Source organism: Bradyrhizobium oligotrophicum S58 (assembly GCF_000344805.1).
GTDB classification, from domain to species: Bacteria; Pseudomonadota; Alphaproteobacteria; order Rhizobiales; family Xanthobacteraceae; genus Bradyrhizobium; species Bradyrhizobium oligotrophicum.
In genome coordinates, this window is sequence record NC_020453.1 from 7,007,060 (window position 1) to 7,020,612 (window position 13,553).

12 protein-coding genes and 1 riboswitch are annotated in these 13,553 nt (G+C 67.1%); of the genes, 5 read left to right on the top strand and 7 right to left on the bottom strand.

Going from position 1 to position 13,553, the window contains the following annotated elements; translation table 11 throughout:
* Positions 1-143: 143 nt before the first annotated feature.
* The 3 genes from S58_RS30380 to S58_RS30390 all read right to left on the bottom strand — a co-directional run bounded on the left by S58_RS30380 (position 144) and on the right by S58_RS30390 (position 3,637).
* Positions 144-1,007, bottom strand: coding sequence for an FAD binding domain-containing protein (locus tag S58_RS30380; protein WP_015669262.1), 864 nt, complete (start codon positions 1,005-1,007; stop codon positions 144-146).
* Positions 1,008-1,356: 349 nt separating this feature from the next.
* Positions 1,357-2,568 (bottom strand): MHYT domain-containing protein, encoded by a 1,212-nt coding sequence (locus tag S58_RS30385; protein WP_015669263.1) that lies wholly within the window; start codon positions 2,566-2,568, stop codon positions 1,357-1,359.
* A gap of 460 nt (positions 2,569-3,028) precedes the next feature.
* The gene (locus S58_RS30390) at positions 3,029-3,637 is read right to left on the bottom strand and encodes a 6,7-dimethyl-8-ribityllumazine synthase (RefSeq protein WP_015669264.1); all 609 of its coding nucleotides are present in this window, start codon (positions 3,635-3,637) and stop codon (positions 3,029-3,031) included.
* A gap of 77 nt (positions 3,638-3,714) precedes the next feature.
* Positions 3,715-3,909: riboswitch (FMN riboswitch) on the bottom strand.
* A gap of 399 nt (positions 3,910-4,308) precedes the next feature.
* On the opposite strand from S58_RS30390, the gene S58_RS30395 reads away from it, so the two are divergent.
* Positions 4,309-4,809 carry a type III secretion system chaperone family protein gene (locus S58_RS30395; protein WP_015669265.1) on the top strand — a complete coding sequence of 167 codons (501 nt, stop codon included), beginning with the start codon at positions 4,309-4,311 and terminating at the stop codon, positions 4,807-4,809.
* 190 nt (positions 4,810-4,999) lie between these two features.
* Positions 5,000-5,827, top strand: coding sequence for a pyrroline-5-carboxylate reductase (proC, locus tag S58_RS30400; RefSeq protein WP_083938840.1), 828 nt, complete (start codon positions 5,000-5,002; stop codon positions 5,825-5,827).
* A 110-nt stretch (positions 5,828-5,937) separates the two neighbouring features.
* Here proC and S58_RS30405 read toward each other — a convergent pair whose 3' ends face one another.
* The 4 genes from S58_RS30405 to S58_RS30420 all read right to left on the bottom strand — a co-directional run bounded on the left by S58_RS30405 (position 5,938) and on the right by S58_RS30420 (position 10,083).
* Positions 5,938-6,333, bottom strand: a complete 396-nt coding sequence (locus S58_RS30405) for a thioesterase family protein (protein ID WP_015669267.1) — start codon at positions 6,331-6,333, stop codon at positions 5,938-5,940.
* 240 nt (positions 6,334-6,573) lie between these two features.
* Complete coding sequence (locus tag S58_RS30410) at positions 6,574-6,777, bottom strand: tautomerase family protein (protein WP_015669268.1); 204 nt, start codon at positions 6,775-6,777, stop codon at positions 6,574-6,576.
* A 228-nt stretch (positions 6,778-7,005) separates the two neighbouring features.
* Complete coding sequence (gene hisS, locus S58_RS30415) at positions 7,006-8,604, bottom strand: histidine--tRNA ligase (RefSeq protein WP_015669269.1); 1,599 nt, start codon at positions 8,602-8,604, stop codon at positions 7,006-7,008.
* A gap of 399 nt (positions 8,605-9,003) precedes the next feature.
* A complete protein-coding gene (locus S58_RS30420) occupies positions 9,004-10,083 on the bottom strand; it encodes a branched-chain amino acid aminotransferase (RefSeq protein WP_015669270.1) in 1,080 nt (359 codons plus the stop codon).
* A 345-nt stretch (positions 10,084-10,428) separates the two neighbouring features.
* Between S58_RS30420 and S58_RS30425 the strand changes: the two genes are divergently transcribed.
* The 3 genes from S58_RS30425 to S58_RS30435 all read left to right on the top strand — a co-directional run bounded on the left by S58_RS30425 (position 10,429) and on the right by S58_RS30435 (position 13,550).
* The gene (locus S58_RS30425) at positions 10,429-10,995 is read left to right on the top strand and encodes a MarR family winged helix-turn-helix transcriptional regulator (RefSeq protein WP_015669271.1); all 567 of its coding nucleotides are present in this window, start codon (positions 10,429-10,431) and stop codon (positions 10,993-10,995) included.
* A complete protein-coding gene (locus tag S58_RS30430) occupies positions 10,992-11,723 on the top strand; it encodes a response regulator (protein WP_015669272.1) in 732 nt (243 codons plus the stop codon). Before S58_RS30425 ends, S58_RS30430 begins: the two co-directional genes overlap by 4 nt.
* 438 nt (positions 11,724-12,161) lie before the next feature.
* Positions 12,162-13,550: an ATP-binding protein gene (locus tag S58_RS30435; protein WP_015669273.1), complete on the top strand. Its 1,389-nt coding sequence runs from the start codon at positions 12,162-12,164 to the stop codon at positions 13,548-13,550.
* Positions 13,551-13,553: the final 3 nt, after the last annotated feature.

Consider the following 13,553-nt stretch of genomic DNA (forward strand, 5'->3'; position numbering starts at 1 on the left):
GTTGGGGGTGGGGGTCCACAGCGGCAGTGTCGCTTGGGGCTACCCCCCTCCCCGACCCTCCCCCACAAGGGGGGAGGGAGATGAGAGAGCTTGCCGAGTGTCGAGGTGCACCGCCTAAACCGCGACGGCATCGCCACGCTCTGCTACTTGGCGCGGCTTGCCGCGCGCTGCAGGGCGCGCATCACCATGATGCCACCGACATGCTTGCGGTATTCGGCCGGGCCGCGCGCGTCGGACGCGGGTTGCATGATGTCCCGCGCGGCGCTCGCGGCGGCCTTCAGCGCGGCATCGTCGAGTGCCGTGCCGATCACCGCCTTGGCCGCGTCGGTCGCCAATAGCGGCGTCTCGTGCAGATTGGTGAGCGCGATCATGCACGTCGCGACCTTGCCGCCGGCCATCGTCAGCACGACGGCGGCTGCGGCCGTCGCATAATCGCCGACCTTGCGCTTCAGCTTCTCATAGGCGTAGCCGTGACCTGCGGGCGGAACGGGCACGCTGACCTCGGTCAGGATCTCGCCGGGCTCCAGCGCGGTGAAATAGGCGCCCTGGTAGAACTCGCGGGCGGCGATCTCGCGGGCGCCGTTCGGCCCTTCCAGACGGTAGCTTGCATCCAGCGCCAGCATCAGCGCCGGCATGTCGTTGCCGGGATCACCATTGGCGACGTTGCCGCCGAGCGTGCCGCGGTAGCGTACCTGCGGATCGGCGATCACCAGCGCGGTCTCGTGCAGGATCGGCAGGCTGCTTCCGATGTCGGCGGACGCCAGCAATTCGGCCTGGGTGGTCATTGCGCCGATCAAGATGCGGTCGCCGTCGCGGCGGATACCTTTCAGGCCGGCGATGCCGTGCAGGTCGACCAGATGCGCAGGGGTCGCCAGCCGCAATTTCATCATCGGCAGCAGGCTGTGACCGCCGGCGAGCGGGCGCGCCTCGTCGCCGAGATCAGCCAGCAGCTTGATGGCGTCGGTGACGCTCGCGGGCCGGTGATAGTCGAACGGGCCAGGAATCATCGTGTTTCCCCTCCTGTGCTGGCATGCCTTGTCGGCTTGGCTTGGTTGCGCTGATGCGGCCGACGTTCATGCTGCAAGAGCGAGATGTGAACGTCGGCGATGATCGCTGCTGGCGTGGAGGGTCGATCGTGACAGCCGGCTGCGCAACGAGGCCGGCACGGACAACCGTGAAATCACACGAACTGCCGGAGAACGCGCACGAACTGCGTCAGCCAGGACGCCCCAATCGCGCGCGTCGAGGCTTGAATGGACGCACATCGCAGAACGGCAGCCACTCGCCGCCCATCGCTGTGCGAGCGTTGCGAGCATCACGGCGCGCGTCGCTGCAGCTGCGAACTGAAGAAGGGGATCAGGCCTGCCGTCGCACCAGCCCGAGCCGCGCCTTGACCTCGGCGACCTTGGCGCGGCTGACCGGGACGCGCGGCTTCGACGGGCCGTCGAGCTCGATGATCGCGCCCTCGCCCTCCTTGCCGACGAAGGTCACATGCTCGATCGCGACGATGTGGCTGCGGTGCACGCGGATGAAGCGGCCGGGATCGAGCTGCGCCTCGGCCTCTGAGATCGACCACGGGCACATCCGCTCGCGGGTGCCGTCGTGAATCCGGGTGTAGTGCGCATCGGCGCGCACGCTGCGGACGTCGCCGGCGTCGATGAAATGGGTTCCGTTGGCGCCCTCCAGCGGCAGCCGCGCCGCGGTCACCCGCGGCGGCTGGCCGATGCCGCCGAGCGGCGCGGCAATGACCCGGCTCGGCGCGGCGACCTCGACCACCGGCTCGCTCGCCGTCGCGGCCGGCTCCGGCGCCAATCGCGGCGCAGCCTCGGCAACGGCCTGTAGCGGCTGCGATTGACGGCGCGGGTCCGGCACCAGCGACAGCAGGAAGCCGGCAGCAATGACGAAGCACAGCACCGCGACCACGATCGCGAGCGCCTGCGGCGATGCGGCAAGACCGGCTGCGACGTGGTGGTGCCCCTCGCCCGCCGGCACGACATGCATGCCGAGCATCGCCGTGTAATGCATGCCGGACACGGCGATGCCGAACGCCACTGCGCTGATGGCGAGCCGCAGGCCGTCCTGCCGTGCCAGGAAGATGCGCAGGCCGCCATAGGCGGCCACGATTGCGATGCCGACCGACAGCGCCACCAGCGCCGGATCATGCGTCAGCCCGAACGAGCCGGACAGGCCATGCATGCCGACATAATGCATGCTGGCGATGCCGGCGCCGAGCAGCAGCGCCGAAGGAATGACGCGCTGTGGCGAGGGGTCGCCGATGCTGACGAAGAACAGCGAGATGCCGATCACGAGCGCGCAGATCAGGAATGAGATGATGGTCGGCAGCACGAGGTAGACGGCATCGGCCGGCAGCGGCGCCGCCATCATGCCCACGAAATGCATGGTCCAGATGCCCACGGCCAGAATGCCTGCGGCGCCGGACAACAGCACGCGCGCATTCTCTCCCGGCCCGCTGCGGATGCGCGCGGTGAGACTGAAACCGGTATAGCCACCCAGGCTCGCGATCACGACCGAGAGCGCGACGAGATAAGGATCGTATCCTTCGATCATCCTTGTCGGCCGCCCGTCGCCACGGGCAGGCCTCCTCCCGGGGAGATTCTACAGGGGTGGCGAGGAGATTGACAACACAAGGCGGGGAGCGTGAGGCGGCGTGCTGTCGCTGGGCGAGCGAGACAGATGTGCGACGACGATTGCGTGGAGCTGTGCTTGGGACAGGAGATCGAACCGCGACGGCGGTGAACTCCCCTCCCCCTTGCGGGGAGGGGTCGGGAGCAGGGGTCCGCGAGTCCCGCTCTTGGCTGTGAGCTCAGCAACTCTCGATCATCGATCTCCGTGAAAACCCGAACACGGCGACAGTGCCTCTCATAGAATTCAGCGCCCGGAGACCCCCGCCCCCAACCCCTCCCCGCAAGGGGGAGGGGAGCTCACTGCCCGTGCCGCAAGATGCAGAATCCCAACGTCTCAGCGGCATGCGTGTGGCTGGCCTCGCCAGCCACACGCCCTGACCCGCTCAGATGATCCCCGCCGCCACCTGGCCGCGAAGCCGCTCCAGGCTGAGCAGCGTGTTGGCGCAGGCCTCCGCCACCTCGACACCCTTGGTCGCGAAATGCTTGCGGAAGAAATCGTAGTGCGCCTGCGTCTCGTGGAATTGCTGCGGCGTCAGCACTGCGGAGAACACCGGCACCTCGGTGCGCAGTTGCACGTCCATCAGCGCCTTGATCACGGTGTCGGAGACGAACTCGTGGCGGTAGATGCCGCCGTCGACGACGAGCCCGGCCGCGACGATCGCGGTGTAGCGCCGCGTCTTGGCGAGCAGCTGCGCATGCAGCGGGATCTCGAACGAGCCCGGCACCTCGAAGATGTCGACGCGGTCACGCGGGATGTGGCGCACCTCGATCTCGTCGAGAAAGGCGATGCGGCATTCGGCGACGACGTCGCGATGCCAGGCCGATTGCACGAAGGCGATGCGCTGCGGCTTGCTGAAGCGCGGGTGCGACGGCGCCGGCGGTGACTCGTCGGGCGGACTGGCAACGGTGAGCGCGTCCGGCGGTGAGCCGCCGGCTGCGGTGGTGTCGATGGTAGCGGTGTCGATGGAAGTGTCTTGCAACATCTGATTCATGGTTGTCCTCGTAAGACGCCAGAATCAGGGCACACGGAACGACGACGCCCCCACGCTGAATTGCGCGGGGTGCCGGGACCCGTTCTCTTTCATCCGGACTGTGACCGTCGGCTTCGGAGTCGCACCGAATCTGCTGACCCTTCTCCATTTGGTGCGATCCGGGGAACAGGATTCCCCGAATCGCGCCCCAGAGAGAAGGCGCTCGCGGGCTCGCGCCTCGACAGAGAACGCTTACCGCCGGTGGGGAATTTCGCCCCGCCCTGAGAACATGAGCCACCCGGATGGACGGCCCAAACCAACTATGCAGGGGGTCCGTGCCCCGGACAAGGGCTGACACCCGCACGGCGCGAGGGGCGGCCATGCCGTCCCGGAGCCCGCCCCTGCCTGCTTGCGGGCCTCCGGAGGGTCGAGCGGCGCTGCGGCGGCCAGTCCGATTCCGTTTTGTTCTCTTTTGGCCATGATTCCACAGTCCGGACAGGAGTTGTGGACGAAACGGTGTTTGGCTGTGGACGGACTCGCCCCCCCGTTGCGCGGATTCCGCAAATCACATCACTTTGTCCGCGCACGCCCGGACAACTCCGAGCCTGCAAGCCGGGTTCGAAGCGCCAGAGGGCGCGGGCCGGGTCGCCGCGTAAGTACCAACGAGATCAAGAAGACGAGGTCGAGACGGCATGTCCCTGCTCGAAAGCACTATCGATTCCGGAGATCATCCCTTGAGCGTGGTCGAGAACATCGCCTCCGACAACAATTGGATGTTCGAGCGCTCCGGCGACGACGAGATCACGATCGCCTCCAAGGGGCAATGGACCGACTATCAGATCTCCTTCACCTGGATGGCGGAGATCGAGGCGCTGCATCTGGCCTGCGCCTTCGACATGAAGATTCCGGAAGCGCGCCGCGCCGAGGTGCAGCGGCTGATCGCGGCCATCAACGAGCAGTTGTGGCTCGGCCATTTCGACATCTGGACCCATACCGGCATGGTGATGCACCGCCAGGCGCTGGTGCTGCCGGGCGGCATCACCGCCTCCGGTCCGCAATGCGAGAGCATGCTGGCCGGCGCCATCCACGCCTGCGAGCGCTATTTCCCGGCGTTCCAATTCGTCGTCTGGGCCGGCAAGTCGACCCAGGAGGCGATGGCGGCCGCGCTGTTCGATACGGAAGGCGAGGCGTAAGGCGGCGGCGCTTCCCCATCCCTGGTGTCGTCCCTGCGACGCAGGGACCCCTGCGCGAGCGCCTTTGGCGCTCGTCGCAAGCCGCGTGATGCCGGTGTGGCGCGCGATGCTTGTCGCCCTGCCCTCGCTCCACTAGAACCGCCGGTGGTTATGGGTCCCTGCGTTCCGCAGGGACGACAGCTTTGTTGTGGTGACAGCAGTGAGCAACAATCCCTTTCAACACCTCACCGGCACCCTCGTCCTCGCCGGCGCCGGCAAGATGGGCGGGGCGATGCTGACAGGCTGGCTGGCCGGCGGGCTCGATCCCGCGCGCGTCGTCGTGATCGAGCCGATGCCGTCGGCCGAGATCACCGCCCTCGCTGCGAACGGCATCCGCCTCAACCCGTCCGACGCTGCACCGGCCGAGGTCGTCGTCGTCGCCGTCAAGCCGCAGATGTTCCGCGCGGCCGGGCCGGCGCTGAAGCCATGGGTGAGCGAGTCCACGCTGGTGCTGTCGATCATGGCCGGCACGCCCATCATGGCCCTGCAGGAGGTGGTGGGCGGCGCGGTGGCGCGCGCGATGCCGAATACGCCTGCCGCGATCGGCCGCGGCATCACGGTGGCGGTGCCCGCCGGCAATGTCAGCGCCGCGCAGCGGGCACTGACGGATGCGCTGCTGCTCGCCACCGGCGCAGTCGAGTGGGTCGACGACGAGGCGCTGATGGATGCGGTGACCGCAGTCTCCGGCTCTGGTCCGGCCTATGTGTTCCTGCTTGCCGAGGAACTCGCCCGCGCCGGCGTGGCCGCTGGCCTGCCCGAGGCGTTGGCGACGCGGCTCGCGCGCGACACCGTGTCGGGCGCCGGCGAGTTGCTGCATCGCTCGGAGCTGTCCTCCGCAACCCTGCGCCAGAACGTCACCTCCCCCGGCGGCACCACCGCCGCAGCGCTGGCGGTGCTGATGGGCGCGGACGGTTTTCAGCCGCTGCTGGAGCGGGCGGTTGCGGCGGCCACGGCGAGGTCGAAGGAATTGGCGAAGTAGGGCCCCACTCCATCCTCCGTCATTGCGAGCGCAGCGAAGCAATCCAGAGTCGCGTGCGGGACTCTGGATTGCTTCGTCGCTTACGCTCCTCGCAATGACGGAGGCGGCCGCTACGGCACCGCAAACCGCTTCTTGAACTGCGCGACATTGATCAGGCCGCGGCCGTGGCGGCCGTCGCCGATCTTCGTCGCGCCATGATAGGCCTCGACCACGAAGCGGATGACGCGGCGCTCGACCTCGATCACCTCGGCCACGGTGCGGATGGTGGCGCCGACCGGCGAGGCCGCGAGATGCCGGACATTGACCTCGGTGCCGACCGTGACCCAGCCCGGCGGCAGCACCGGATTGATGGCGTCGCCCGACGTCATCTCCATCTCCAGGATCATCATCGGCGTCGCATAGACCATCGGCATATGAGGAACAAAGTGCCCGACCGTGCGCTCCGGCGGCACCACCAGCAGCCGCTCGGCGCGCATGCCCGGTTTGATGATCTCACGTGCGTCCATGATCGCTCCAAGTATGGCTGCTCCAAGTTCAGACGTCGTCCCGGACAAGCTGCGACGCGCGACAGCGCGGGCGTAGCGCCGATCCGGGACCCATACGCCGCGGCGGTCGTGATGGGCAAAAGGCCAATGACCGGCCTGCCTCGAACAGCTCCCCTGGGGGTATAGGTCCCGGCGTTCGCCGGGACGACAGCGGTGGTTGTCGAGAGCGATGTGATGGCCTCGCGTCGCCGGGACGACCAGCTACTTCTTCTGCTCGGCCAGGCGCTCGACGAAGGTCTTGCCGCCCTTCATCTTGTGCGTCAGCGGCGCCTCGTTGATCTGGATCACCACGGCTTCGGGATCGACGCCGAGATGCGTCACGAGCGCCTTGGTGATGTCGCGCATCATGTTGGCCTTCTGCTCGTCGGTGCGGCCGGCGGCCATGCTCACGGTGATCTCAGGCATTCGCGGTCTCCTCTATTTGCCGTGGTTCTCACGACAGACCTTTTCAAATCAATCCCTTTGGCTCTCGTCATCGCGAGGAGCGAAGCGACGAAGCGATCCAGGGCTTCTCCGACAGATCGTTCTGCTTGGCCCTGGATTGCTTCGCTTCGCTCGCAATGACGAGCCAAAATCGACAGCGTCGTTTGAAGTGATGGATGCGCGGGTCAAGCCCGCGCATGACGATCTACCCTACCCCCAGCTCACGTCATGGCGCGCGAGCACCTCGCGGACGCCGGCGACGAGTTCATCCTCCTTGGCTGAGAACTGCGCCGGACGGCTTTCGCGCCATTCCTGGTTGGAGGCGATCGCGGCCGCCGCCTTGGCGCCCTCGATCAGGTCCTTGATCTGCACCTCGCCGCGCGCCTTTTCGTCCGAACCCTGGATGATGACGCAGGGCGCGTTGCGACGGTCGGCATATTTGAGCTGGTTGCCCATGTTCTTCGGATTGCCGAGATAGAGCTCGGCGCGGATGCCGTGACTGCGCAGGGTCGAGACCATCTTCTGATAGTCGGCGATGCGATCGCGGTCGAACACGGTGACGACAACGGGCCCGAACGCCGGCCGCGTGTCGAGCTTGCCGAGCATGGTCAGCGCGGCCTGAAGGCGCGACACGCCGATGGAAAAGCCGGTCGCCGGCACCGGCTCGCCGCGGAAGCGCGAGACCAACCCGTCATAGCGACCGCCGCCACCGACCGAGCCGAACACGACCGGCTGGCCCTTCTCGTTGGGAATTTCGGCAAGCAGCTGCGCCTCGAACACCGGCCCCGTGTAGTATTCGAGACCGCGCACGACGGACGGATCGACCATGATCTGGCTCTGGTAGCCGGCGGCATCGACCAGGCGCGCGATCTCGACGAGCTCGTTCAGGCCGTCGACCGCGAGCTTCGAGTCGCTAAAGGTCTCGCGCAGCATGTCGACGATGCGGCGCGCGACGTCGTACTCACTCTCCTTGCGATCGGCATCGCCGGCGAGACGCTGCGCAACATCCTTGTCGCCGGCATAAGCGAGCGTCGGCGGCGCGACCAGCGCGCGCGCATTGACGAAGGTCTCGATCTTCCTGATCTGCGCGTCGTCGAGGCCGGCGCCCTTGGTGAAGTCGCCGCTGTCGTCCTTGCGGCCGGCGCCGAGCAGCTCACGCACGCCGCGTTCGCCGAGCCGGTCGAGCTTGTCGATCGCGCGCAGCACGGTCAGCCGGCGGCCGAAATTCTCGTCGCCGCCGAGGCCGATCGACTCCATGACGCCGTCGAGCACTTTGCGGTTGTTGACCTTGATCGCGTAGTCGCCGCGGGCAATGCCCAGCGCCTCCATCGTGTCGGCCGCCATCATGCACATCTCGGCATCGGCCGCCGGCGATGCGGAGCCCACCGTGTCGGCGTCGAACTGCATGAACTGGCGGAAGCGGCCGGGGCCCGGCTTCTCGTTGCGGAAGACGTAGCCGGAACGGTAGCTGCGATAGGGCAGCACCAGACTGTCGGTGCCGTATCTCTCGCCGACATAGCGCGCCAGCGGTGCAGTGAGATCGTAGCGCAGCGAGATCCACTGCTCGTCGTCGTCCTGGAACGAGAACACGCCCTCGTTCGGACGATCCTGGTCGGGCAGGAACTTGCCCAGCGCGTCGGTGTATTCGAACGCCGGCGTCTCCACCGGCTCGAAGCCGTAGCGCTCATAGACGGCGCGGATCTTCTCGACCATCTCGCGCGTGGCCGCGATCGCCGCGGGGCCGCGATCCTCGAGCCCGCGCGGCAGCCGCGCCTTCAGCTTCTGGGTTTTTTTGGGTTTGTCGGACATGGGGACCGGAACGTAGGGTGGGCAAAGCGCAGCGTGCCCACCATGGCTGGATGACGCCGTAGCGGTGGGCACGGCCCGCTTCGCGGCCCTTTGCCCACCCTACGGGATGGAATTCGTTGAAGGCTTTGGTAGCAGCCGAGACAGGGTGCAGCAACCCGCGGGGAGATCACACGCTAGCGCGTGACGCTGGCTTGAGCGTCTCAATGAAAGCCGAGCTTTTCGCCGCACGGACGGTGCGCCCCCTCCCCCCTTGCGGCGGAGGGTCGGGGTGGGGGGTCCACACGGGAAGTCTTTCCTGGGACCCCCACCCCCGACCCCTCCCCGCAAGGGGGAGGGGAGCGCAGCGTCAGCGCGGCCAGACTGTGCCCAGAACCTTCAAGCGCAAGGGAGCCCTGCCCTTCACTTCACATCCCGGATCCAGCTATGCGGATCGGGACTGCGGCCGTACTGGATGTCGACCAGCTGCTTGCGCAGGCCCATGGCGACCGGGCCGGCTTCGCCGCCGTTGATCAGGACGTCGCCGCTCGCCGAGCACACCTTGCCGATCGGCGAGATCACGGCGGCGGTGCCGCAGGCGAAGGCTTCCTTGAGCTTGCCGCTCTTGGCGTCCGCGCGCCACTGGTCGATCGAATACGCCTCCTCGCGCACCTCGCGGCCGGCGTCGCGCGCCAGCTTGATGATGGAGTCACGGGTGATGCCGGGCAGAATGGTGCCGAGCGGCGGCGTCGACAGCGAGCCGTCGTCGAACACGAAGAACACGTTCATGCCGCCGAGCTCCTCGACATAGCGGCGCTCGATCGCGTCCAGGAACACGACCTGGTCGCAGCCATGCGCGATCGCCTCGGCCTGCGCCTTGAGGCTCGCCGCATAATTGCCGCCGCATTTGACGCCGCCGGTGCCGCCGACGGCGGCGCGGGTGTAGTTCTCGGAGACCCAGATCGAGACCGGCGCCGGGCCGCCCTTGAAATAGGAGCCGACCGGCGAGGCGATGACCGCGAAGATGTATTCCGCCGACGGCTTCACGCCCAGGAATACCTCGTTGGCGATCATGAACGGGCGCAGATAGAGACTGCCCTCGCCGCCCGGGATCCAGGCGCGATCGATTTGAACGAGCCGCTCGACCGCCTCGATGAAAACCTCCGGCGGCAGCTGCGCCATCGCCATGCGCTCGGCCGAATTCCAGAACCGCTTGGCGTTGGCATCGGGGCGGAACAGGTTCACGCCGCCATCGTCGCGCTTGTAGGCCTTCAGCCCCTCGAAGATCTCCTGTGCGTAGTGCAGGACGGCTGCGGCCGGATCGAGCGGGAAGTTGGCGCGGGATTCGACGCGCGCGCTGTGCCAGCCCTTGTCCTGGCTGTACTGGACCACGGCCATGTGATCGGTGAACACCCGGCCGAAACCCGGGTTAGCGAGCCTGGTGGCGCGCTCCTGATCGGAGGTCGGGCTCGTCGAAGGCCTAATGTCGAATGTCAATGTCATGTCCTTGCTTCCCCCGCTCTGGTCGCCATTTGCGAGTTCTGGCGCCGACCCGTCCGTTCGGGCCGGTCGGCTTTTGAATTTCTGACCTGCCGCGACCGGCTTTTGAGCCGCTCTCCGGGCAAGCGTGTCACCACAGGACATGCTTTTGCGCCCGGCGGAAGTCCAGTATGGTTTGCCGAAATGCCGCTCGACATCACACGGTAGTTCCAAGCGCGGCCCAGGCTGCCCGTCCGGGTTGCCAAAGGCCCGTTATGACACGTCCTGAGACGATCGCCCGCCGATGAAACGACCTAAAATTTCGTAGCGGACGATTGTTTTGTAACATTGAACCGCAGAAACGTCAATATGGCTGACATAAATTTCTCGTCTCCGGTATTGAGCCCCGAACTGCGGGCCGTCGAGCCCCAAGCGGCCGACGGCGCTCCCCCGCTGCGCTGGGACATCATCGAGCTGCTGTTCTTCGCCTATCGCGATTTCGTCGGCGATGCGGATCATGAGCTGGAAGCATTCGGCTTTGGCCGCGCGCATCACCGCGTGATGCATTTCGTCACGCGCTATCCCGGCCTCAAGGTCGCCGACCTGCTGGACGTGCTGCGCATCACCAAGCAGTCGCTCGGCCGCGTGCTCAAGCAGCTGCTGGACGAGGACTACATCGTGCAGAAGACCGGCAACAATGATCGCCGGCAGCGCCTTCTTTTCGCCACGCCCAAGGGCGAGGCGCTGGTGGCCAAGCTCGCCGGATTGCAGACGCGACGCATCGACCGCGCGCTGGAGCAGATCGGACCGGCCGGCGCCGAGAAGGTCCGGCAATTCCTGCGCGCGATGATCGATCGCGACGACCCGGACAAGGTGTTGGAAGCGATTTTCAGGACGCCCCTGGCCGGCACGAATTCGGCCACCGCAAAGGAATGACCGTGACGATCGCCGCCATCGCCACCCGCACGCCGCAGACACCTGCCGACGACGCGCCGCATCTGCTGCTGGTCGACGACGACCGCCGCATCCGTGATCTCCTGTCGCGCTTCCTGCGCGGCGAAGGCTATCGCGTCACCACGGCGGCGAGCGCGAGCGATGCCCGCGCCAAGCTCACCGGGCTGCACTTCGACCTGCTGATCCTGGACGTGATGATGCCCGGCGAAAGCGGCTTCGATCTCGCCCGCTTCATCCGCACCCAGTCCTCGGTGCCGATCGTGATGCTGACGGCGCGGGCCGAGCCGGAGAGCCGCATCGAGGGCCTGCAGCTCGGCGCCGACGACTATGTCGCCAAGCCGTTCGAACCGAGAGAACTCGCGCTGCGCATCGGCAACATCCTCAAGCGCGCGGCGCCGCCGCCGGCCGAGGAGGTCATCGAGCAGATCACGTTCGGGCCGTTCGTCTATCATCTGGCGCGCGGCGAGCTGAAGCAGGCCGAGGAGATCGTCCACCTGACCGACCGCGAGCGCGAGATGCTGCGCATCCTCGCCAATGCCCGCGGCGAGACCGTCCCGCGCGGCGCGCTGACCGGCAACGGCACCGTCAACGAGCGCGCCGTCGACGTCCAGATCAACCGCCTGCGCCGCAAGCTCGAAAGCGACCCGGCCAATCCGCTGTTCCTGCAGGCCGTGCGCGGCATCGGCTACCGGCTGATGACGTCGGGTTGAGAGCGGGTTGATGATAGGCCGCTCCGACCACGTTGCTCTTCTCGCGCGTTGCGCCAGTGAGGACGCTCATTCTCTCCGGTTGGATTCGAGCTCTCACCCCGAGCGCGGTCTCAACCTCTCCCCGCCTGCGGGGAGAGGTCGGATTGCATCGTCAGATGCGATCCGGGTGAGGGAGTACAGGTCTCACCACGAACACCGCTCGTGCGCCCCCCCCTCACCCCAGCCCTCTCCCCGTAAGAACGGGGAGAGGGAGCGCACCGCCGTTGGCGCGGGAGCTACGTCTTCATCTTCGAAGCCGTCTGCGCTCACATCCTCACCGCGAGAGCAGAGAGGCCCTGCCCTCTCCCCGTCATTGCGAGCGAAGCGAAGCAATTCCCGCGATGACTCTGGATTGCTTCGCTTCGCTCGCAATGACGGCAGCAGCGAGAGCGCCCCCTCATGACCACGCTCGACACCGGCCTCACTCTCATCCGCACCGCATCGCGGCGGGTGTCGCGCGTCAACAGCGTGGTCGGCAATGCGTTCAAGGGCTGGATGCCGACCGGCCTTTATGCGCGCGCGCTGCTGATCATGATCGTGCCGATGGTGATCCTGCAGACCGTCGTCGCGGGCGTGTTCATGGAGCGCCACTGGAACACGGTGACGCGCCGCCTCTCCGCCGCCGTGGTGCAGGACGTCGCGGCGCTGATCGACATCTACAAGGGCTATCCGCAGGACAAGGACCGCACGCTGCTCCGCCGCATCGCGCAGCAGCGGCTGAACCTCGTGGTCGACTTCCTGCCCGCCGGCGACATGCCGCCGCCCGGACCCAAACCGTTCTTCAACCTGCTCGACCAGTCGCTGTCGAGCCAGATCGGCCGCCAGATCAGCAGGCCGTTCTGGATCGATACCGTCGGCCGCTCCAACCTGGTCGAGATCCGCATCGCGCTCGACGATGCCGTGATGCGCGTGTTCGCGCAGCGCGGCGCGGCCTACGCCTCGAACACCGACATCTTCCTGTTCTGGATGGTCGGCACGTCGTCGATCCTGCTGATCGTCTCGGTGCTGTTCCTGCGCAACCAGATCAAGCCGATCCTGCGGCTCGCCGATGCCGCCGAGAGCTTCGGCAAAGGCCGCGAGGTGCCGAACTTCCGGCCGCGCGGCGCGCGCGAGGTGCGGCGTGCGGCCCACGCCTTCCTGGAGATGAAGGCGCGCATCGAGCGCACCCTCGAGCAACGCACGGCGATGCTGGCCGGCGTCAGTCACGACCTGCGCACCATCCTGACCCGCTTCAAGCTGGAGCTGGCGCTGCTCGGCGACAGTCCCGAGATCGACGCCATGCGCAAGGACGTCGACGAGATGTCGCACATGCTGGAGGACTATCTGGCGTTCGCGCGCGGCGACAATGGCGAGATCGCGCAGCCGACCGACATCTCCAATGCACTCGAGGAGCTGCGCAGCGACGCCGAGCGCAACGGCCATTCCGCCACGGTGTCGTTCCATGGCCTGCCGGTGGTCACGGTGAAGCCGCAGGCGCTGAAGCGCTGCCTCGGCAATCTCGTCTCCAATGCCGCGCGCCATGCCGATGCGATCGCCATCACCGGCCATCGCGATCACCGCTATCTCACCATCACCGTCGACGATGACGGCCCGGGCATCCCGGCCGCCATGCGCGAGGAGGTGTTCAAGCCGTTCCTGCGCCTCGACGACGCGCGCAACCAGGACGAAGGCGGCACCGGCCTCGGCCTCGCCATCGCCCGCGACATCGCCCGCTCGCACGGCGGCGACATTACGCTGGGCGACAGCCCGATGGGCGGCCTGCGCGCGAGCGTGCGGATTCCGGTGTAGCCC